Below are 23,522 nucleotides of genomic sequence, written 5' to 3' on the forward strand. Positions count from 1 at the left end.
TACATTTGTGAAATACGATCGCACATCAGGTTAATCTAGGTTATTGGTTGGGTGGGGGCGGGTTTATCTAGATTGTCGGCTGGTATTAAATATTATTCGTAAAACCCGCCCCTACGATAGCGTGTAGGGGCGGGTTTCACCAACCATCTATGTGAAAAACTAACAATCTCAAAAACCCGCCCCCACCCAACGACAAATCTCGGAAATAAGCGTGTTTCCCCAAATTACCGTAGGGGCGGGTTTCACCAACCATTTATGTCAGAAACCAACAATATAATAAACCCGCCCCCACCCAACGACTGAGAATAGGAACTAAACTTGGATTAACGCTATAAGCTGTTGCGGCAAATAAACATTGTGTGTCAAAAATCAATCAAAGAATGAGTGGGGCGTTGCTCCCATCAGCGCCCGAATATGCAATGTTTATTTGCCCAACAGCTTACACCCTGAAGCTGTTACTCCAACCGTGTAGATGCCTTAATGTCCATTTCGTCGAGAGGTTCTTCGATCGCATTCCTGAGCCAATTCTGGTCAAATCCCTTAACTGCATGTGCCTTAATTTCAATTGTAATTGACATATTATCTGCTTTGTCAGATAGTGTTGGCAGTATTTGAAACAACTCAAAAATTTGGGATTTGTTAGTAATCGCGCTCAAAGTGTAGTGGTGGGCTTTTTGTTTCCCGTCTACTATGTCAACCAAAACAGAACGCATGATGCTGCTCGTTTCCGACTTATATTCAACGGTTTTTTTGTCTTCCCCTGTCGCTTTGGTTGTGGGGCTGACTTCACCCCAAACATCGTCACTGCTGGTATTGCTATCATTTTCCGAGTCAGAAACCAGAATTTGCTGATTTTCGTCTGGTGGTACGATCGCCCGCAGCTTCATTACCAAGCTAGGAGACAACAAATAGCCCGACAAATCTAACTCATCAGCCGGAATTCCCTTAGCAAAGCTGATGAGGGCAGGATTTTCTACATTCGGAGGGCGATCGGCATTGATAGTCAAGCGCGGGACATAACCCAAAACGCCATTGGCGATCGCCTCCAGAATAGCTTTCTTAATCGGATCAACACCCAACAACTTCGGAAAATTGGGGAATCGGAAAAAGTAACCCACCAATTCCTCACCCTTGATAAATTCAGTTTCCGAACTTTCCAAACCCGAAAGCCGCACTAACTTAGTAGGCGTTATCGAATCAAAAACATAATTTTTCAGAGCATCCAATACCCGGTCTTGCAGGTTTTGACTCGTATTAAGCTGAGACTGCAAATCAATCATTTCCAAGCGCAGAGGAGCATTGCTAGTTGTGTCAGGCACCGGTAGCAGAATATCTTCATAGAGACGGCGAATTGCCGCGCTGATTTCATTCGCAGATTCCTGACCTTTGCTAGTCAATTCCTCCGTATCTCCCGCAGTGAACTTGTATTTTTTCTTCTGTTCTAGCAGAGAAGAAATCGCCAACGCTGTCCGCGCCCCCTTTCGCGCCTTCTCCATCTGCACCACCTTCGGAATCACAAAGGCCAAAGCATTTTTGTAATCCCGTTTATCATTACCACGATTTTCCAGCCATGTCAAGGCATCAGCTAATATTAATTCCTGGCTTTTTTCCGCCCAGCTTGGGTCAAGATAGACAACACTAAACTGAGAAACATTATCAGGAATTGCCGCAGAATCTTTCGGCCACAACACGATTTTGCCGCGAGGATTTTGTAAAGCCTTGCTCAAATCTGTACGGATGCGTTCTAACACTTCTTCCCCACTAATATTGCTTTCCTCATCCGCCACTAACTTATTCAGATTCGCTTTAGTTTCAAAGCGATAGCGTTTACCGACATAGTGCAAATAAAGCAACTGTTCTCGCAAGTCACTTAGCGTCGCCGTGATTGTTGTGCGCTCCAATCCAGGGGCGAGACAAGCCGCGATAACATCTTGCTCCAAAATGCCTCGGTCTTCTCCACCTCTGGCACCAAAAGAATACATTAAAATAGCAGAAGTGAGGCGACTTCCTACTTTTAACAGTGCCAAAGCCGGGGAATCTTGACCAATGCGATTATCTACTATTTTGACCTTAGCTTTCCGACCAATTAAGTCAGCATTCAAGACAGAACTGTAAGCTTCTCTTTCTCCGACTTGGGTAAAGAAAGCGCTGCGTGTGGCTTCATTATGGAACGGAATATTAGCGGGAGTAATTAGCCAAGAAGTATCATTTGCCTCTCGCAAACCGTAAACAGTAGAAGCCAGAAATTGTAGTGCGCCCCGCGTGCGCTGGTAACTCGGTAAACTTCCCCAGCGATGATACATTAAATCCAGTAAATCCGGGTGGAAAGGATAGCTAATTTCAATACGTTCTGCTAGTATTTCTACTTGTTGCTGTATTTGCTGTTTTTCCCGATTAGTTTCTGCGTAACTTTCCCGGAATTTGCGGTATAATTCAGCTTGTTGTCGCGCCACTTCTTTGATGATAGCTGGGTCGCCCACATCAGCAAATAAGCGGCGTTGAATGACGCGCATTACTTCATCGCCAGTCACAGGTTCTTTTTTCGCATCAATGCGACTGACTAATTTATCTAAAGTGTTTAATACCCCTTCATTCCCGAAAGCTTCTTGCACGCTAGCTTGTAGAGAATAAACTAAAACTGCGCGGGGCAATTCGCGGACAACTTCAGTAAGCTTCTGAATAAAAGTGAGGATTTGCCGACCAAAATTTGATTCCCCTACCGTTAAAGCCATTGCGCCTTCGACATAGATAATCACCTCATCCATTAGCAGCAAAACTGTTTTGTCAGCAAAGATTTGACGCAGCTTGTCATTACCAGGGGCAATGCGTTGTTTATCTTCTGTTTCCACCAGGGCGTAAGCCTCATAACCGCCAATTTTCCAAGCTAAATAGCCCCAAGGTGTGAGAACAGTTGGGCCGTTTTCAATAGGAATGCCGGTGATATCAATATCTAAACCAATTAAGGTAATCACATTAACTTCGCCTGGGTTGGGTAATGTGTCTAATTGTGGAATTCCTTGCAGTTGGCTTCGGTGTTGGACAAGGTGATATAAACACAGTAAAGCGTGGGTTTTACCGCCGCCGAAGGGTGTACGCAATTGTAATACTCTGTCGCCGGCTTCCCCACACAATCCTTTGACAACACTTTCTAATAGTTTTCTCAATTCTGCTGTCAGATAAGTAGCATTAAAAAAATCACGGGCATCGCGGTAAACTTTGGGGCAGTTTGGGGAATTGCGGACAACTGAACTTAAGCTGGCCGCGTAGGTGGCGTTATCTAGTTTTCCTTCTAAAATATCGGCGTGGGGAGTAACAACTTGTGTCCAAGGTTTGATTTGGTAGGCAGTGTTCATAATTTTTGGTAATAGTTTGTGTTATTTTATCATTGCCAGAAAGGGAGATGTTGTCATCGCGAGGCGGCATTGTCATTATGGGTTATACCAATTTTTTATGAGGCCCCGTAGAATCTGATCCCCCCTAACCCCCCTTAATAAGGGGGGGACAAGAAATTCCTCAAAGTCCCCCTTCTTAAGGGGGATTTAGGGGGATCGAGATATGTGCAACTTCACATTAAATTGGTATTAATACAGTTCATTTAAGCCCGATCCCCCTGATCCCCCCTTCCCAAGGGGGGGACAAGAAATTCCTCAAAGTCCCCCTTCTTAAGGGGGATTTAGGGGGATCTCCGGGCGATACAAACCGTTAACTGAACCGTATTGCATTATGGTAGCCAGAAACCGGGTTTTTTTACCCAAATACTAGCCAAAAACCCTCAATAAAAGTAAAAAACCCGGTTTCTTGAGCTTTAATCAGGAATAAAACTTACTAAAATACCGAGAATTTTAGGAAGGTTTTGCAGATAATATTCGACCGCATCAATACTGATAACTTGTGCTTCTAACTTAAGAAATTTCCAAATATTGCCCGAAGTGACAACCCCATAAATAGTGCCGATATTATTGCCTTCTTGTTCGTTAAATAGTTTTGCTGCTACCATTTCGGCTACACACTGCCCCAAACCGCTATTAATATTTTCTTTCTTGGCTTCTACTAGGGCTACAACGGGCGAACGAATAAACAGTAATTCGGGGTCTTTGCTAATCAGAAAATCGCAAATTCCATTTAAACCTAATTCGGGGGCAATATTAAACTCGGTTCCTGAGAATAAACTAATTTTATCTTGCAGTTGTCTCCTCAATTCTAGTAAAATTGGAGCAATAATTAATTCAGAACGGGCTTTTTCTGTATTCATTGCTAGGGCTAAAGGTACGTTATATTGCAGAGTCTCGGTTAAAATGTTGCTGCATTCTATCTCAGGGGTTTCGGCGAACAAGTTAAGTCGTTCTGATGTTATTAACTTAAAGGTTTTGACGGCTTTATCTAAACTAAATTCACTGTAAGACATGGTTAAAAATTAACTCCCTTTAGTAAATAAGTTTTCTTCTATAAGTCGCTTCCAAGATGCTAGTAAGGTGTCTATTGTTTGCTGTTCCTTGGTACGGTTCGTAGTGTGGCCTTCGATTCCTCCTGCATCTGGTGTTAAAGCACGACCCGCTAAGGCTTGGGCTACTAACTGCAATTGGGTGGTGTCTGGCTGTGCTAAACTCAAAAATTCATAGATGCCTTGTGGTCTATTTTCTGATAGCCACAGCAAGCGGTGCAGGATGTCAATTAAGCTAGGGGCGTTGCCTATGGCTTGGGGTTTGACGTTGAAGGTTTGCTGTTTTTCGGTTTTTTGAATGCCTAAGTCTTCTAATGCGCCGCGTTCTTGATAGTCTTTTAGTTGGATTTGATTTTTGGTTTTTTTGACTAGGGCAAGTTTGCCGTCAGTTAAACCGCTAGCGCCGTCTAATTCGACACCTATACCTCGCGCTAGGGTGTTGGCTTCGTCAAATTCGACAATGGCTTCGCCGTATTCGTAGCGTCCCAGAATGTAATATTGGGTGGGTTTATCGACGGCTGAGACTCCTTTTTGGTCGCATCCTAAGACTGTGCCCAAGATGGTTTCAGCTACTTCTTTTTGTACTTCATCTAGGAAAGAACTGGCATCTAATTCGTCTCCGTTGGGGAGTTCTACGCGGTCAAATTGTGTGTAGGCGCGGAGTCCGGCACCGATGCAAGCTATTACTAAGTCGGCGCCGGTAACTCCTTCTGACATCAGGGTTTTTACTCTGTCGCGCACGATTTCTGATAGCAATGGGCGGACTTCTGTGGCGTAGTCGCCTGTACCCCCTTCAGTTCCCCCTTGGTAAGGGGGGAAGTTAGATAATTCTTGTTCCCTCACCTTAGTAAGGGGAAGGTTAGGGTGGGGTTTTTCCCGTTTTCTGGCAACTAAAAAGATACTAGAAGCGAGAGAGGCCCTAAGACCGCGCAATCCTCCTTGCTGTTCAGTATCAAGCGGCCATGCTTCAGTAATGGTAAATTTAGCCCGCCTGAGAGAATCAATTAATGTTGACCAACCGGCGGTAGTTTTGTGGGCATAAACTACAACCATCATGCCCCCTGGTTTTAGCACTCTGCTGGCTTCACAAAATGCTTTGTGCATCAAGTCTTCATAAGCTTGGGCTGCTTTTTTCTTGTCTCCCCCATGTCGTGAAGGTTCCATAGTGGCTTCGTTTTTTTTGGGGGTAAGTTGACTAGAAAAATGTTCGGGGAAAAGATGTCCAATACTGCGTTTTAGCCATACATAAAAATAGTCTGATAAATCAGAATAGGGAACAGCATCAAAATAAGGAGGATCAGTAATAACTGCATCTAAGCTAGAATCGGGTAAATCTAATTTTTGGCAAGGCTGTCTTCTAGCAATTGCTACATTACTAATTTCTGCCAAGTTTCGCACGTTTTGAATAGTCCAGTCTAAACCGTCAGAATAGTTACCAGAACTCCCTCCAATTGGATTAGTTTCGGGAAAGTCCCAACACATCGGTAGCCTGCCGCTACCAATAGGGCTTTCTATAGTTTCGCGCCCTGTATGGTAAACCCCCAAGTTACTACCTCTATTAGCAACTTTTGTAACCCCAAGGCTGAGATAAGTTGCAACGGCTTTTCTAAATTCCTCCTCATACCCCTGAGACACCATATCCTGATGCGCCAACCTCACCCATTTAACAAACGTCATCAGCGACAGCAATTGACGGGAGGTAAATAACTTTTCAAATGTATCTAAACCATATAGAGGCGCATTAAAAACACCAGACCACACTTTTACAGGTTCATCCGGGGTACTAATTCCTATTTCTTTAACCAAATTTTGTAACCTAGTTTTAATTTCTATTTCATTAGGGATATATTTTTCATAAGCTGTACCACTCAAATAAGTTTTACCTTTCTCTCCTGAAGTATTACAAACAATTGCCATCAATTGATGACTGATTCTACCAGCTTTTCCATGTTCTTGAATATAGGGTTTAGTAGGCACAGTTGTCCCGCAATGACGACAAGTTGAATTACCCCGCGAACTCCCCGCCGCCGGGTCAAAACCTAACCCTTTTTCCGTTGCAGACTCGACAACTTCAAACTCCACCCGCTTCGTTTCGTGATTAGGAATCACCTTAAGTGCAACATACTTTTTAGACTTCTTGCAAAGCCAAGTTTGCCGCACCAAAGGAACATCAGCGCCACAACCAGGGTTAGGACATTTAACAGTGCGCGTCCATAAATATGCAACTGGGGTGAGATTTTGTCCGAGAGTTAACTGCTTAACTTTTGGTGCAAATAACTCTAATTGCTCAGATTCCTGCGGCACAACTTCCCCAACTTTAATATCAGGGTATAAGTCACCAATTTCTCCTCGGACTTTTTCAATCACCCAATTGCCCCATTTTTCCACCTCATCGGCTAATTTTCTGCCGTACTTTTGGGGATAAACTAGCGTACAAAGCTCAATAATATGAGCCACCGGATTGAGTTCAACTGCGTAGGTTTCGCACCCCAAACGCAACGCTTCTAACGGAATAGCCCCGCCGCCAGAAAACATATCTAAAACCTTTGGTGGCGGCACTTGATTTAATGGTGTTTCTGGCGGTAAGTTCAGGCGAAGTTTTTGCGCTTCTAGGATTTGCTTTCTCGCTTTATCAATAGTAGGTTGTCCAGCTTCCCATTTACACAAATCAATCATTGCTTGTTTCAATGCTGTGCGCTTCTGTGGTGTTTCTGGTGCCGCTATTAGGGATGCAAAAACCGCCGCTCTTGCTGCGACTAAAGGCCGTCTCGCCCACCATAAATGTAGGGTGGAAATGTGACCTTTGCGAATCGACTTCTCCCGTGCAGCTTCTACCGAGATTTCTTTGATAGGGATAAAGTCTTCAATTAAGCGGCGGTCATTTGTCATGGTTGGTAGTCTTTTTTGTTTGTCGTGTAAGAATGACGAAACTATCAGTCATTGTCAGGTATAGCAATCGCCCGGATGGTTAGGACGATTTTGAATATAGTCGTGGGGTGGGGGCGGGTTTTTCTCATTTGTCGATGAGTGTCACAGATTCGGGCGAACCCGCCCCTACTGCACTAATCGCCTTGGCGGTTGCTATACAAAGCCACCTCATATTATACACTATTTTTCTGCAACGCTTCAGCAGAAATAATATACCGAGTAACTTGCTTAATTTCTTTAGCATCCGTCGCTAAATTATTAGCAGGATTTTGAATAATTAATAACTGCGGATTTTCAATCTCGCAACCCCAAACAACATACAACCAATAAGAATCTTTTAACTGTTGTGCTTTGCGCCACTCATTTACCGTTAAGGCCACTTCTTGATACAAATTAGCCCTTCCCTTCACCTCAATTCGACGCACCTCGGAAATTCCAGTTTCTGGATTTGTAGGCCCTAAACTGCGAATATCAAACCCACTACCATCGTGATTTTTACTAATATCTTCCGGTTGCCATCCCCGCTGTTTTTCGTAGTCAATCACGTACTGCATGGCAAATGCTTCGACTTCTGGGTCGTTCCGCATCCCCGGACTAGAGACCTCTACAGGTACAGGATACACCAAAGCGGTTCCCAAATAAGCCACTCTGCCCGATCGTACTATTTTGAGATAATCCAATTCTCCCTGCTTATTTTTATAACGTTCTTGCAAATCCCGCACCTTATTTTGAGCCGCATCTCTCGCCACCCGATAAGTTTCATCTCCCGCCGCCACTTTTGCCGCCAATTTCATCTGAGTAGATTGGGATTCTCTAATAGTATTTTCCATCGCTTGTTCTAAGTAATCTTGGCGAATTTGTAATTCTTTACTACAGCGCAATCGTTCCTCATTCATTAACCCTAATTGTACCTTGACTTTCAACCAGTTTTCGGCTTCTTGCTGTTGTTTGGGTGTGGGAAATTGGCAATCAGGAATTGGTACAGGATGGGGTGCTAAATCATGCAAACAATCGGGCGAAGCTAGGGATAATTCCCCTGAAGCCTTTTCAACAACCGCACACAATTTAGCTCTAAGAACTCGATTCTCTCCCTTTTTGCCTTGCCCTTCAACCTGAACATTAAAAAAGTGAATGCGATAAGATTCTTGAGCATCAGCATCGACAAAAACAGCACAATGATGAGCTATTTCCTCATTTAATTGAAGGTCTAAGCGTTCAGCAATCGCCGCAAATAAAGGATGTCCTGGTGAAAGTAAATCGGCATCTTGATGAGACGCGGCTGCTAATTGTTCTTTATAAAACGTGAGTTTGGGATAACTTTTCTCCGGTGTACCCAACCGCCGCACTGCTTCTAAATGATTTGAGCGAAATTCCTCTTTCACATAACTTACCCGCCACAAACCATCAGCCCGCACTTCTAAATTAATCCGCAAGAAATCACAAATTCGCTTAAAGAATTCTTCCACATAACGCGGCATTAACCGCTGTTCTTCCGAGACATAATCTTGAGTTTTAGTGTGTCGAATTTGAGATAGATCGACGTGAGAAGTAGCCAAGGCGACACCCGTTGCTTTTTCTAATTCTTCTAGGCGTTTGGGGTCAAGCCGTTCTAATTGTTCTAAAACTTCATCTTCGGAAACTTTGCTATAAGTAGCTTCTCGCAAAAAATCCTCAAATCTCATGTCATTTAATTGCAGCAATTGACCAATAACATCAAAAACGCGATCGCCCATTGCTTTGCGAATTTCTTCGAGTTTACTTAGCAACTTATCTAAAACGCGACCTTCAACAGTATTGATGGCAACAAAGTTAAAAATATAAACATTTTGGCTTTGGCCAATGCGGTGAATTCGCCCCATGCGCTGCTCTAAACGGTTAGGATTCCAGGGTAAATCATAGTTAATCATCAAGCGACAAAACTGTAAATTTATCCCTTCCCCGGCCGCTTCTGTTGCCAAACAAATCTGCTTATTAAATTGAAAATCTTTCTGGGCGGCTTTTCTGGCCAACACATTCATCCCACCGTGAATTTCACAAGTGCTGTAACCCCACTGTGTGAGATTCTGTTTAAGATACTCTAAAGTATCTCGGTGTTCTGTGAAAATCAGCAGCTTACCGCGTCCGTCTTTTAGTTCTTCAAATTCTGCTCTTTTTACGCACTCTTTGAGTTTATTGAGTTTAGCTTCTGTGCCGATGTCAATGGTTTTTTGAGCTAGTTTAACTAATTTACCCAATTCCTGCAATTCTTCCCGCAGTTGGTCTAACTGTTCAGATACTGTTGACTCGATCGCTAATTCCTCTAATTGCTCCTCTTCGCAATCCTCACTTTCCTGTTCAGAGTCAGGAATTTTGCCTAATGTTAGCAATCGCTGGTGCTGTGCTTCGGGAGAAAGTTGACTAAGTTCTTCTAATAACTCAGCAAACCTGCGTTGTCGTCTTTTGAGGGAACTAAAAATCGCATTTAAACTGCTTGCCAATCGGCGCTGCAAAACAGTCCGCGCCAAAGCAACGGCAGCTTGCTTGCGGCCTTTGGTTTTACCCAAATATTTGTTAATATATTTAGTAACTCGGTCATATAAATCTTTTTCAGCAGGCGACAAGTCAAAGGAGACGGTAATCGGAAAGCGTTCTTTGAAAAGCTTGTGTCCTTCAAAGTCTCTCAATTCTTCTTTGATTCGGCGCAGGAACCAAGGGCAATTGTTCAGCTTTAAAATTTCTGGATTGAGTTGATTAGAAATAAATTGGTCAGCATCTAGCAATCGCAAAAAATTGTGAAACTGATCGACATCGCCTTGGTGGGGAGTAGCGGTGAGGAGAAGCAGGCGATCGCTAATTTTTGATAATTCTTCAGCCAGTTTATACCGACCAGTGCGTCGCAAATCTTCCCCCTGAGTGCGAGCTGAACATTTGTGTGCTTCGTCAATAATCACTAAATCCCAATCAACTTGTAAAATACTGGGGAGGATGTCATCGCGTTTGGCAAAATCAATAGAGGCGATACATTGACGAAACCTATCCCACGGATTTCCTGCTAATTGACCTTTTACTAATACTGAGTTAATGACTTCAAAGGTTTCGGAAAATTTGCTGCGGAGTTCATCTTGCCATTGAATTGTTAAAGGGGCTGGTGCTAAGATTAAAATGCGCTCGATAATGCCCCGTAATTTGAGTTCTTTGAGTAAGAGTCCCGCCATAATAGTTTTGCCTGCCCCTGGGTCATCTGCTAATAGGAATCGCAGGCGAACTTGAGGTAATATGCGTTCGTAGACGGCTTCTAGTTGATGGGGAAGGGGACGCACACCGCTGAGACTAACTGCGAAGTGGGGGTCGTAGGCGAAGGCGGTTTTGATGCGGGCTGATTCGATAAATAGGAAGAAGGAATTGCTGTCAACGGGTGTAGTGATGGCGGGTTGTTGGTTCGCTAAAATTTCTGTGACTTCTGCACCACTCAGCATGGCATCGCCCAATTCGCCGGCACTGGTGCGAACTTGTAACAGCACGGTATCATCGATGGCGGTGACTCTTTCGACGGTGACTGTTCCGGTGAACTGTTCGGGGATGGAAATGCGTTTGCCGATGAGTTGGTCTAGCATAGGTTATAGGATTTGAGATTTGAGACTTGAGATTTTATACCAATTATTAAAAGTTGCAGATATAGCCTTTCTCAGTAACATGAGGTGCTCACGCGGGCATAGGGCATAGGGCATAGGGCATAGGGCATAGGGCATAGGGCATAGGGCATAGGGCATAGGGCATTGGGCATTGGGCATTGGGCATAGGGCATACCTCACCACGCTTGAGAACCGCTATAGCGCGTCTCAATTAGTTTTACAACTAATCATAAGTGTAAAAAGAGAGGAATGAAGCAATCGAAAAGAATGAGATTGCTTGGTTCCTCGCTATGACACTGAGATTTAAATGCAATCGGACAGGATCTAACCGCTAACAATCAACAGACTGCCTTTCTATTTTCAACGCCGTTTCGACTCTTTGATATTCCGCTTCAACCTCTTCTAAAAGCGCGCAGGCCGGATCGGGTAAAGACTGGTTAGCATTTGTGCCGATGCGGCCCATGATTTCGAGTTCCTCGCACAGTTCAAACAAGCGAAAAGCACCGAGAGTACCGCTAATCGACTTCAAAGAGTGAGCCGATCGCCGCAAAGCCAGCGGATCGGCGTTGCACAGAGCCATAGAGATGCCTCGCAGCAGTTCGGGAGCTGTTTCGAGGTAAATCTCGATCGCCTCGTCCAAAGCTTCCACTTCTCGCAGTCCCTCTATAATCTTGGCACTCAGGGAATCGTGCCCCTCTGACAAAGCCCGATCGAGATTTGATGCACCCCACTCGACGACTGCGGGCGAATTGGTAATTGTCTGTTGTGGATTTCCCGCAACAGCCACATTCGATCGCACTTGTAATTCACTCGTTCCTTCGATCTGTTCCGCTGGGGCATCCAAACAAATGATCGGCTGCAGACGATCGAATGCGGAGTTCGATCGAGATTTACACGCCATCAAAGCTCGCACCAACTGATCAATTGCGATCGGCTTGCTCAAATAGTCGTCCATCCCCGCAGCCATACACTCTTCGCGATCGCCCTGCATCGCATTTGCCGTCATCGCCACAATCCAAGGCCTCGTCGATTTTCGATTTTCGATTTTCGATTTTCGATTGTTAGATTCCTCAGTCGATTTTTGATTTTCGATTTTCGATTTTCGATTGTTAGATTCCTCAGTCGATTTTCGATTTTCGATTCGGGATTTTCCATTATTAGATTGCTCATCAGTTGCGGAAACTTCTGATTCTCCCGTGTCATTTTCTAAAGTTAAATCTGCTGAAAATTGCTCCCGGATGCGGCGGGTAGTTTCCAGTCCGTCCATTTCCGGCATTTGCACATCCATCAGCACCACATCGTAAGGCTGGCGGCGCAAAGCTTCGAGCACTTCGATACCGTTTCCCGCCACATCCGCGCGATACCCCATCCGCTGTAAAATTTGCAAAGCCACCTTCTGATTCACCAAATGATCGTCAGCCAACAGAATCCGCAGGGGTAAGTCCTCTGCCAGCACGGGTATGGTTTGCAAGAAAGACCCGGTAGTGCGCTGCCCTTTAAATTCTGTTGTCTGTTCTCCAAAAATATTGATTAAAACATTGTAAAGCTGAGATTGTTTGATGGGTTTATTCAAAAAAGCAGCAAAATCCATCTCCATAGAAGGGGGGTGAATTTCTTGCCTGCCGATCGAAGTTAGCATCACTAACGGCAACTTTTCGCAATCAGGATACCGACGAATTTGCGACGCTAAAGCTAACCCGTCCATTTCCGGCATTTGCATATCCAAAACTGCCAAGTCAAACATTTCTTTAGCAGCCAGCCAATCTAAAGCCAAACTAGCCGAAGCTGAAGCCCTAGCCACCATTCCCCAAGACTGAGCTTGGAGAGTCAAAATTCTGCGGTTGGTAGCATTGTCATCGACAATTAAGACTCGCTTGCCAGCTAATTCTGGTTGAGAATTGCTCAAGTTAAGTGGTAAGGAATTCTTGCAGCCAGAAACGATCGTACTAAAATAAAAAGTAGAGCCAACGGATTTCGTATTTTGGGCGATCGGCTGGTTGCTGAGTACAGATTTGGCATAGCCATATTTTTCGGCAATTTCGCAAGATTCTGCCCATCCCAAATCAATAACTGCCGACGATCTAAAATGGGCAGGAGGATTGCCCGCGACACTACCCATACTTTCCACCCACATCCGGCCGCCCATCATTTCGGCCAAACGCTTGCTAATTGCCAAACCCAATCCGGTACCGCCGTACTGCCGGCTCGTTGAAGAATCAACCTGGCTGAAAGATTTAAATAGCCGATCCATGCGATCGCTCGGAATGCCGATACCGGTATCTTTGACCGCAAAATGTATTTCGTATGCTGGGTTAATTGCTATCGGTTCGCCCGCAATTAATGGCGGTTCTTTAGCCTTAGCCGCCGGCACTGAAATCTTTTTTGCTGTCACCGAAACCACCACTTCTCCAGCGTCGGTAAATTTAACAGCATTACTGAGCAAGTTGATTAAAATTTGCCTCAAGCGGGTGCTATCGCCGATCGCCGTTACCGGTACTGTACGATCGATCAAGTAACCCACTTCGAGTTTTTTTTCTGCCGCCTTAGCAGCTACCAAGTCTAGAGATTCCTCAATGCAAGTGCGGAGGTCAAACGGATGTTCCTCCAAGTCCAATTTGCCCGACTCAATTTTCGAGAAATCTAGAATATCGTTGATCAGCGTCAGCAAGGCATCGCCGCTGCTGCGGATAGTTTCTACAAAATCGCGCTGTTCGCGAGTTAAGGGCGTATCCAGCAGCAAACCGGTCATGCCAATGACTCCATTCATCGGAGTGCGAATTTCGTGGCTCATGGTGGCTAAAAATTCGCTTTTGGCTCTAGTAGCCGCCAGTGCTTGATCGCGAGCTTTTGCCAAATCTACGTCTGTTTGCTGGCGTTCTAGTTCGCTTCCCACCCACTGAGCCATCAGTTTCACCAACTCTCTGTCTACAGCTCGGAACGGTTCTGTCACAGAAGTCGGAGAAAAGAAGCACAGAGTGCCGTAAACTTCACCTCCCACCGTGACGGGAATGCCCATGTAAGCTTCAATGGGGAAAGCTCGATCCTGCGTGTTGAAGGAAAAACCCGAAAATCTCAGCGACTCAAAGTAGATCGGTTCTTTTGCCATTGCCGTAGCGACGCAGAAAGTTTTTTCCAGATCGTAGATTTGGTCTTTGACGATCGACCCGTCGGGACACTCAACAGCCATTATTTGATAGTTGTCGCCTTGAATGCAGGACAAAATTCCCACGGACAGCCCTAAATGCCGACATCCCATTGCCAGCAGTTCTTGGAGGCGCAAATCAAAGGTAGAGAGGTGGTTGAGCGGGTCTGTACGGGGAGCCGAAGTCACTTGGTACAAAGCTTTGATTGCAGCTTCGCTTTCTCGTAGTTCTTGTTCTGTTTGCTTCCGCACGCTGATGTCGCGGGAAATGCCGATAATTTCTTGGACTTCGCCGGTTTGGGGATCGCTGATCGTGCGGCCTGTGGTTTCAAACCAAATGTATTTGCCGTCTTTGCGGCGGATGCGGTAGCTGACGGTGTAAGTAACTGGGAGTGCCAGGACTTTCCAGTGAGCTTTGGCAATGGTTTCTAAATCGTCGGGGTGAAAATAATCCTTGGGGACGCGGCCGATGAGTTCTGAAGGTTCGTATCCCAGCAAAGCCAGGCTGGCGGGCGAGACGTAAACAAACACGCCTTTGGGGTCGTGTCTGGTGATCATGTCGGTTGAATTTTCGGCCATCAACCGATAGCGGTCTTCGCTTTCATTACGTTCGACTTGAGAATTGCCCAATGCTTCTAGCATTCGGTTGATGGCGTCGGCCAAGCTTGCGAGTTCATCTGCTCCGGCCATAGGAACTCTCAAGCTTGGGTCGCCGTTGGCTGCGATGTTGCTGACGCTGGTGCTCAAGGCCGCCAATCTCGCCAAGACTAATTTTTCTAGCAACAGCAGGGTGATGGCGCTAAATATTAAACCTACTGCCAGTATTGATAAGGTAAACAGCTCCAAGGTAGCCTGACCTTGGCCGTAGATGATGCGATCTGTCTCTACTCGCAGCAGCAGCGCTAGGTTGCCGTGGATGTCGCGAATCAGGGCGTATCCTGCGACTAAGCTGTCGCTGAGTGGCTCGACTAAAATTTCTGCTGATTTGAGGTTGGAAATTTTGAGTTTGACATTTTCCAACTCCTGCCTCGATCGAGCCATCGCCTTGGCGCTGTGCCCGGAGTAGTTCGCGGCTCCCACTTTAAAATCTAAACTCGGCAATCTAAAATCCACTGACAGGTGAGTCAGTTCTGAAAGCAAACCGATTTCGCTGCTGTCGAGGTAGCGTCCTAAGATCAGCGTTCCCCGCGACGGGCCTTGGGCGTTGCTGTTGAAGATGGGCTTGGAGGCAATCAGCAGCCTGGCTTCTGGCAGGGTGAGGACGCCTGTTTTGGCGGCGGGGCGATCGCCCTCGACTGTCGATGAGTCTATTAGTGCCTCGGTCAAGTGCTGTTTTAAGCTTTCGGGAATCGGGATTTCGGTTTGGGATTTCAGGTCGAAACCTTTGCTGAAGATCGTCTTACCGTTGGAGTCAAGCAGCACCAATAAGTTTAGTCTCAAGTAAATAAATGTCGAATCGACGAAATTTGACTTGACAAAATTTTCGTTCCGTGTAACGACGAAAGAGTAAGTATCGTCCCACTCGGCGTAATCTTGGGCGCTGGTGTCTAAATTAGACAAGTCATCATCTAATGCGTCCAAAGCCCGTGCGACATCCTGGCGGACGTACTGTGCCTCCAGGTTGTGAAAATCATGCAGCAAAATAGTTGATGCAGTGGCATACAGAACCACAATCAGGCTGATCAGCGCTGCACCGATGATTAATAGTGTTTTTTTTCGGAGTTGCATGGCGTCGCCCTCCTCACGGTGCTAATAGGCAACTAGCCAGGAGAGGTTTGAGACGTAGGTTGTTTAGCATTGGCTCGCGCAGGGCCTGCGTGTTTGGACTTTTCTGGGCTGACGAAAGCAAAGCCCTTGGTATTTCCAAGGTATCCGGTATCTTGCCCCCCACAGTCAGTGTAGTATTTTCACAGCTTTAGTTCCCTATTATGCACAACCTATGACCTACAAGTTATAACCGGACGATCGGCCTCTTCAAAATAAACCGCCGATCGAACTCAAAACAGTTGGCGTTTGATACTGACGCAGCCAGGGCGGCGGGCGGTTGGTATAACAGGCGTGCTGGGTTGAGAAGCCTCACTATTATTGTACCTAAAAAATATTGAGGAGAGAGCGGACTGGCTCGTCGAGTTTTGCCTACCAAAAGGTTCTCATTCCCATAGCTGTTTTGATTTTTGTCCTATAGCAATCCTTGCAGGAGTAGTGGAATAAGCCTAAAAGCCTATCCAGCCGAGAAGCTTGAACCGCGTTCAAAAATTGTCATAGCAGAGGCAAGGAATATCCGGCGACTTTTTATTTATTACATCTGCCCATAAAATATACAACCATCAAAAAAATCTGCTTGTCAATTTTCTATTTTGAATGAATCAAAACTGCTAATTAAGATGTATAAATTCACAGTATTTACCATCTTCAAAAAACCAATAGGAGCGGGCTTACCAATAACCTTAAACAGTACCAAAAAGTTAAATACACCCGTTCCCACTCCCCGATCAAATCCTTTACTAACATTAGTGCCTGATATCAGTATAAACTCATATCAGGCACTATCTGCAATCCGATCGCAACTTGAGTCTTGTTTATCGGATGACGGCTAAAGCACCGGCGCCTGCTGCTGCTGCCGCCGACGAAAGAGCCGTGAAAAACAGCCACCAAGAGGCAACTTCTGCAGCTTTCCGGGTTTCTTCGGCTTGTTTTTCGGCTTGCAGTTTGATGCTTTCGAGGCGAAGCTGCGCCTCTTGCTGCAAGCGTTCTGCTCTTTGCAAGACGGTGTTCCGGCTTCTTTCAATTTGGTCGATCAAGCGGTTGGCATCTGCTTCGGAAATGTCCTCGCGAGAACTCATTAGTGCTACTAAAGTATCGCGGTTGAAATGACCAAGCCGATCGCGCAAAGCGTCAAATCCGGCTTGCGGATCGTCAAATAACTTCCGCACGTCCCGCGTAATGCCTTCGTAGTTGAGTTCAGGGCGATCGAGCGAATTGAGGTAATCCCGAATTTTTCCGAGAATCCCGTCAATTACCGACTGAATACCCTCCTGTATTTTCTGAATTTGCAGTGCGAACTCATCGCGCACCGACAAAATTCCATCCACAATGCGATTGGCTTCTGCTTCAGAAATATCCGGCCGCTGAGACAGCAGAGAAACAATTGTAGCTCGATCGATGTGTGACAAGCGCTCGCCCAAACTGTAAGCGCCGACTTTCGGGTCATGCAGCAGCAGTTGCAAGTCGCGCTTGATGGCTTCGGGATTTAACTCATCCTTGCCCGTATTACGCAAATAATCTTCTAAAACACTCTGAAAATCGTGTACTTGGCTTTGCACCCGTTTTGCCAAACGGCGCGGCGCTTTCACAATCGAGCCGAGAGTTTCCTGCACTTGGTCGATAATTTGATTGACTTGTTCCTCGCTCAAATCTTGTCTCTGAGAAAGCAGTTTTACCAAAGTATCGCGATCGACTTGAGACAGACGGCCCCGCAGCGCTAAAGCTCCTTCTTTGGGATTTTGCAGCAGTTTTGTCAAATCCCGCTGAATCCCTTCAGGATTGAGTTCTGATTTGCCAGTATTGCGAAGGTAATCTGCAAGGGCGGTTGTGGTTTGGTCGTACTGATCCTTAGCTTTTTCGGCCAACTTTTGCGGCGCATGCACCGCGCTGTGCCAATTTTCTTCGGCACTGTCGAGAAGCTGATTTACTTGGTCTTCGCTGAGGTCTTTCCGCTGAGATAGCAATTTTACCAAAGTTTCGCGATCGAACTTAGAAGCTCTAGCTCTCAGCGCCCACATTCCCGCTTCCGGGTTGTCCAGCAGCGTTTTCAAATCGCGCTTGATGCCTTCGGGATTGAGTTCTTCTTTGCCCGTAGACTTCAAGTATTCTTGTACTCTTTGCCACTGGTTATCTAGTCGGGCTTGCGCTGCTTCTTGCAGACCTTTAGAATCTGCTAAAACTACATCTCGCGTCCTTTCCAACTCTTGAACAATCTGTTCTACTTCCTGGAATCCGAAGTTTTCGCGGCCTCGGAGAATTTGCACAAAACTGTCGCGGGTGTAAGGAGAAAGCCGATCGCGCAACTGTTCGTAACTAGCATCGGAATCTTCTAAGATTTTTTTGAAATCGCTCCCGATACCTGCTGCTGTCAGTTCCTCTTTCGGCGTCAGCTTCAAATAAGTTTCTACCCGCCACTGCAAATCGCGAGATTTTTCTTGCTCCTCGGCAAAGATCACGGTTTGTAAAACTCGCTGTCTAATTGCTTCTAATTCCTGGGAAATTTGTTTAATTTTGTCTTGGGTAAAAACACCTCTACTGGCTAGGATTTCGGCAAAATTAGACTGTTTGAGTTTTTCTAATTCGCGGCGCACAGTTCCCGGATCTGCTGTAGGATCGTAGAGAACGTCCCGAAATTCGCGCTCGATGGCTTGGGGGTTCATCTGCCACGAATAAGTGTTGAGTAGGTAGTTTTCTACGTCGGCACGAATTGGGCTATAAGTTACGGGTTCGCCTTTGACTTGAGCGGTAATTTTATCAGTTTGCTGGGTAACTTTGTCTTTAGCTTCTTTGAGCTGACCGACTACTTTTTCAACATCCAAGTCAGAAATATCTGTGCGACCCAATACTATTCCCATTAAAGCATTGACTGCCATTGTCGTTGCTTGGGACATCATGGTCGGGTTTTGTCCAGAATTTTGACCGCCCAGACTGCTGAGGGCTTTTTCTACCCTACTTGCCAATTTATCTGAGACCAAATCTCCCGATTTGGCAGATTTGAGATAGTCTACTAATTGCGCGATGCCGTCTGATGGCTGCCCTTGTTTTCCTACTTGTTTCCAAGCATCTTGGAGTTGGTCTACAATGCGGTTTACGTCGCGTTTTGATAAGTCCGATCGCGAACTTACTAAATCTACGAGAGTTTGCCGATCGAGATTCGGCAAATTTTCGGCTGCAATGGTTTTTAGTTGCGGATCGTTGAGCAATTTTTCAAACTCGCTACGCATCCCTTTGATGTCTAATTCCGGCGGTTTGAGGCTTTGGATGTAGTCTTCGACGTTTTCGCGCAAGCTTGTGGGGTCGATCGCGCTACCAAGTTCGTGGCCCACTGCGGCTGCGGCTGCTTTGGCTGTGGCGACGACTTGGTTGCTGGCTGCTTTTGCGCCGATAGCCGAGGCTGCGGTGCCGACAATGGCTTGAAAGCCTGCTGTGGCGCTGTTGACGACGGAACCGATCAAGGAACCGACGGTGGTGGAACTCACCCAAACAAGCATTGAGAAATAGGTTGCCCACACGACTAAACCGACGATCGCACCTAAACCGGGACTGCTAATCAAGCTTAGCTTAACTGCTAGCAAGCAAGCGAAGAATAAAGCGATGGTGACTGTGACTAGCGTCCAAGTCCCTACTTTTCGGCCGATGTGGCGGACTGGGGAACTTCCACTATCCGACTGGTGGCCGTCGTCGTGGGATTGTCCCATGTACGAAAGGCCGGCTGCTACTGATAAATTTGTTAGCAAGAGTTGGAAAGCGCAGGCGAGCACGACTCCAGCTATCAAGGCGATGAAAAATTGCGGCCCGGAATAAAGGAGTGCTGCGTCTTCTACTCTGTTTGTTGTTGTAGTCTGCTCTACTGGCACTTGGGCCAGCCAGAACCCGATGTTATACAGTTGTGGATTTATTGGCAAATTTTGATACATAGTATATTCCTCGTTAAGGAGTGGGTGCGCGCGCTCATTGGCGCAAGTTAACCAATGTATAGTTTTAGACTCATGCCCCCAATGGCAAGCATCGCCTTATTGACGAGCTAAAGCATCCCCCTACAGTTGGAAGTGTAGAAATATGTCTGTGGCGGGCTGTCACTTTAGGAATATTTGTGGTATGTAAGTCTGATTAAAATAATCGCAGAGGAGAATCTGTGGTCGATCGATATTAAGAGTCGGCACACAAGCCCAGACAAATTGTTCAAAATTCATCAACCAATGCCATAGCAAATTAGCTTTCAAGGAATTCGATAGTGCAGCGAGAAAGTCATGCAATTATTATTGGTGGCAGTTTAGCAGGACTGTTGGCCTCTAGAGTATTAGCAAAACACTTCGATCGAGTAAGTATTGTTGAAAGAGATTTTTTTCCAGAAAAACCCGCACCTCGCCCCGGTATTCCTCAATCCCGTCACCTTCACATCCTTTTAAATCGGGGGAGAATCATCCTAGAAGAGTTTTTTCCCGGCTTAGAAAACGAACTGGTAGCTGCTGGTGCTCCTAGTTTAGATCCGAGGTCGATCGGGTGGTTTAGTCCCGCGGGTTGGGCCCCGCAATCTAGCCCGGATCTAAATGATGTAATTATGTTCAGTCGGGATTTACTTGACTGGCAAATTCGCCGCCGCTTGGCTGAAAATACGAACGTGCATTTCCTCGAAGGAGGCACAGTAGTGGGGTTGCTGGCGGATGCCTCGCGCGCGGAGATCGCTGGCGTGTCGGTGCGTTTTCGCGATCGCCACAACCCTGGTAACATCCATGCAGAGAATTTGTATGCAGATTTAGTAGTCGATGCTGGTGGCAAAGTTTCCAAAACACCTCAATGGTTGAAAAGTTTGGGCTATGAACCTCCCCAAGAAACCGCTATCAATGCTTTTGTCGGCTATGCCAGCCGCATCTATGAAGGCAGCGGTAAATTGTCAGACACAGCGCCAGTATTTGTGTCAACCGCACCCCCCTTTCGTACCCGTGGGGGTGCAATTTTTCCGATCGAAGGCAATCGCTGGCTGGCGCTTCTCATTGGGGGCGATCGCGATTATCCCCCTGCAGACGAAGCAGGTTTTCTAGAATTTGCGCGCAGTCTGCCAACCCCGACAATTTATGATGCAATTAAAGACGCAGAAGCAATAACACCTGTTTATAGTTATCGAGGTACAGAAAACCGTTTGCGCCACTACGAGCTGCTCCCTCGTTACCCTGAAAACTTAATAATTCTCGGTCATGCAGTTTGCGCTTTTAACCCCATATACGGACAGGGAATGACGGTTGCTGCACTGAATGCTCAGATGCTAGATAAATGTTTGCAAAAGCAAAGAGAGCGGTATCCAGAAGGCGATTTAACAGGCTTTGCGCGACAATTTCAACAAAAACTAGCAAAATTACACACTATTCCTTGGACGTTTGCCATCAGTCAGGATTCCCGCTATCCGGGAAGTGAAGGTGCAAAACTAAACCTCGCTACGCGGCTGACAATTGATTACATGGATCTGGTATTAAAAGCGCTGGTCTCAGATGCTAAAGTTTGTCAAGCCTTTTTGGAAGTTCTGCACATGATTGAGTCGCCGGCTGTACTTTTTCATCCCAGTATTGCGCTTAAGGCGATCGGGCAATTAGTCACCGTTCGGCAGAAGGCATAATTAAGATAAAGAGTTGATAAGCTGTTGTGCATTTAATTTGTATGTTGAGGGCGGGTTCTCCTGCCCAACCCCTACTCCCCACAAGAGGAAAAATTTATTTTACTATGCAATTTAAATGCGGATTAGCTTACAGAATCAGGTGAGTTTTGCTAATTCTATTTTTTCACCGCCCAGGCAGGAAGATAAACGCAGATGAAATCCTATTCATCTGCATTTATTTAAGCTGATCTTATGTCCGCTTGAACCTGGATGATAAAAAACGTGATTTTTGCGACTGCGGTTTTCGGATATTTCACGTAATTAAGATGGGTAAAATCCGATTGGGTATCCGAATTGTCGGTTTGTGAAATAAATCTAATGGATTGATTTCAAAAAATGTTTGTAGTCACGACTTACCCACAGGACTCAAGAAACCGGGTTGTTTCCCCATATCCCTCGCGCTTCACGCTATATTGTCGTAAAAAAATCGGTTTCTGCCACCTACAATAATCTAGACTTGTGCAATTGTCACTTGCCGGCCAAACAATCTAATTGTTCTTGCATTTGGGTGGTAACTCGCTCGAAACAAGCATCAACATAATCGCGATCGCGCGCCGCCTCCGAACCGTACCTCTCAAATAGAATCGGTTTGCAGACGCGAGTCCGAATTTGCACGGGTAAAGGCAGGTTTGGCAAAGGCCCAATACTCAATCCCCAAGGCAATCCCAAATACACCGGCAATACCACCGGATCGATGCCAAATAGCCACGGCATCCCCAATTCATGCAATTGCTTAACTTGTTCGTACAAATCTGCCAACACTATCAAAGTATCGTGGGCACCATGCGATATAATTGGTAAAATTGGCACTTCTTCTCGCAATGCTAATTTGATAAATCCCTTGCGTCCCGCAAAGTAGATTCGATCGCGCAAGTGGTGGGGACGAAAAACATCTTGGGCGCCGCCCGGATAGACAAGAACTGCGGCATTTTTCCGCAAAGCTGCGATCGCCATTTTCGGATGCGCCTTGAGAGCACCACACTGAACCGCCATGCTAGCAACATCAGGAGAAACTTGCCAAACCGTCGGGTGCATCAATCCATAGGCCAAGCGTTCCGTGCCGTACCTGCGGAACCATTCGTATAGGAACATAAACATATCTGGAGCGGCTAGTCCCCCGTTGTGAGAACCGACAACAAGCATTTTTCCGCTCGCGGGTACGTGGTGCCAGCCGTCGCTTTGTACGCGAAAATAGTAGCGGTACAGCCATTCCCAGAGTGGCAACAGAAGCTGAATGAAGTCGGGATTGCGATCGTCTAAAGATAGACCGTCAAAGGGATATTTAGAGGATTTGCCGTCTTTTTTGTTAGTAGTTATTGTCACTGCAAAATTATTTAACGCTTTGGTCATTATATAGCAGAAGGAAGAAAGATTTAACTCTCGAAGAGAGAAGGCTTTAGTTATTTCGGAAAGAAGGAAGAAGGGATGAGATTAGTTGGGCTTTTCCTCTCCTTGTGCCTGCGCTAATCCCGATCGCCCTCCCAAAACACGATTTTTCCTATCATTAATATGCTCCCATTCCGCAGGAATCACCGCATTAGTTTTAGCAATTGAAAACATCCTAAACATCGAGTGCAGTTGCTATAGCAATATAATTCAATACGGTTCAGATAAGGCTGATCCCCCTAGCCAAGAGGGCGGGCACGGGGAGTAGGGGTCGCACCGCCCCTACAAAGGGGAGTAGGGGGTGGGACAAGAAGTTGCTCTTGCGTCCCCCTTCTTAAGGGGGATGCGAGGGGGATCTCCGGGGAATTAACAGTGTTAACTGAACTGTATTGCAATATAATTAAATCAGAATTGGCGCAAATATTTGGTTTCTGATTTGAGCGGGCTGGTTTTGTTCGGAGGTTTTGTGCTGGTTGTTTCCACAGGGGCAAAACCGTTTGCAAACAGCTACAGCAACTGTCGCTGATAAGTAGTAGGACACAATTAATTACACAAAAATTTGGGCTACAAGCCTTGTCTAGTAAAGAATCAGCAAAAAAT

At 46.0% G+C, this 23,522-nt stretch carries 9 protein-coding genes; 1 reads left to right on the forward strand and 8 read right to left on the reverse strand.

Annotation, left to right across the window (positions count from 1 at the left end; genetic code table 11):
• Positions 1–455: 455 nt before the first annotated feature.
• The 6 genes from QUA16_RS11865 to QUA16_RS11890 form a co-directional block, all read right to left on the reverse strand.
• Positions 456–3,353 carry a DUF499 domain-containing protein gene (locus QUA16_RS11865; protein ID WP_333104032.1) on the reverse strand — a complete coding sequence of 966 codons (2,898 nt, stop codon included), beginning with the start codon at positions 3,351–3,353 and terminating at the stop codon, positions 456–458.
• Positions 3,354–3,805: 452 nt separating this feature from the next.
• Positions 3,806–4,405 carry a hypothetical protein gene (locus QUA16_RS11870; protein ID WP_333104033.1) on the reverse strand — a complete coding sequence of 200 codons (600 nt, stop codon included), beginning with the start codon at positions 4,403–4,405 and terminating at the stop codon, positions 3,806–3,808.
• Positions 4,406–4,414: 9 nt separating this feature from the next.
• Positions 4,415–7,330, reverse strand: a complete 2,916-nt coding sequence (locus QUA16_RS11875) for a DUF1156 domain-containing protein (protein WP_333104035.1) — start codon at positions 7,328–7,330, stop codon at positions 4,415–4,417.
• 212 nt (positions 7,331–7,542) lie between these two features.
• Positions 7,543–10,962 (reverse strand): helicase-related protein, encoded by a 3,420-nt coding sequence (locus QUA16_RS11880; protein ID WP_333104036.1) that lies wholly within the window; start codon positions 10,960–10,962, stop codon positions 7,543–7,545.
• A gap of 349 nt (positions 10,963–11,311) precedes the next feature.
• A complete protein-coding gene (locus tag QUA16_RS11885; protein ID WP_333104037.1) occupies positions 11,312–15,850 on the reverse strand; it encodes a response regulator in 4,539 nt (1,512 codons plus the stop codon).
• Between the two features lie 851 nt (positions 15,851–16,701).
• The gene (locus tag QUA16_RS11890) at positions 16,702–19,803 is read right to left on the reverse strand and encodes an MFS transporter (protein ID WP_333104038.1); all 3,102 of its coding nucleotides are present in this window, start codon (positions 19,801–19,803) and stop codon (positions 16,702–16,704) included.
• A gap of 317 nt (positions 19,804–20,120) precedes the next feature.
• On the opposite strand from QUA16_RS11890, the gene QUA16_RS11895 reads away from it, so the two are divergent.
• Complete coding sequence (locus tag QUA16_RS11895) at positions 20,121–21,497, forward strand: 2-polyprenyl-6-methoxyphenol hydroxylase-like oxidoreductase (RefSeq protein ID WP_333104040.1); 1,377 nt, start codon at positions 20,121–20,123, stop codon at positions 21,495–21,497.
• A gap of 507 nt (positions 21,498–22,004) precedes the next feature.
• On the opposite strand, the gene QUA16_RS11900 is transcribed toward QUA16_RS11895, so the two are convergent.
• A complete protein-coding gene (locus tag QUA16_RS11900; RefSeq protein ID WP_333104041.1) occupies positions 22,005–22,886 on the reverse strand; it encodes a lysophospholipid acyltransferase family protein in 882 nt (293 codons plus the stop codon).
• A gap of 81 nt (positions 22,887–22,967) precedes the next feature.
• A complete protein-coding gene (locus QUA16_RS11905; RefSeq protein ID WP_333104042.1) occupies positions 22,968–23,096 on the reverse strand; it encodes a hypothetical protein in 129 nt (42 codons plus the stop codon).
• Positions 23,097–23,522 lie beyond the last annotated feature (426 nt).

This window comes from Microcoleus sp. S13_C3, assembly GCF_036700905.1.
Taxonomy (GTDB): Bacteria; Cyanobacteriota; Cyanobacteriia; order Cyanobacteriales; family Microcoleaceae; genus Microcoleus.

Excerpts from the sequence above, each read along its gene's own strand:
- QUA16_RS11865 (WP_333104032.1), bottom strand. The coding sequence starts at position 3,353 with ATGAACACTGCCTACCAAATCAAACCTTGGACACAAGTTGTTACTCCC.
- QUA16_RS11870 (WP_333104033.1), bottom strand. The coding sequence starts at position 4,405 with ATGTCTTACAGTGAATTTAGTTTAGATAAAGCCGTCAAAACCTTTAAG.
- QUA16_RS11875 (WP_333104035.1), bottom strand. The coding sequence starts at position 7,330 with ATGACAAATGACCGCCGCTTAATTGAAGACTTTATCCCTATCAAAGAA.
- QUA16_RS11880 (WP_333104036.1), bottom strand. The coding sequence starts at position 10,962 with ATGCTAGACCAACTCATCGGCAAACGCATTTCCATCCCCGAACAGTTC.
- QUA16_RS11885 (WP_333104037.1), bottom strand. The coding sequence starts at position 15,850 with ATGCAACTCCGAAAAAAAACACTATTAATCATCGGTGCAGCGCTGATC.
- QUA16_RS11890 (WP_333104038.1), bottom strand. The coding sequence starts at position 19,803 with ATGTATCAAAATTTGCCAATAAATCCACAACTGTATAACATCGGGTTC.
- QUA16_RS11900 (WP_333104041.1), bottom strand. The coding sequence starts at position 22,886 with ATGACCAAAGCGTTAAATAATTTTGCAGTGACAATAACTACTAACAAA.
- QUA16_RS11905 (WP_333104042.1), bottom strand. The coding sequence starts at position 23,096 with ATGTTTTCAATTGCTAAAACTAATGCGGTGATTCCTGCGGAATGGGAG.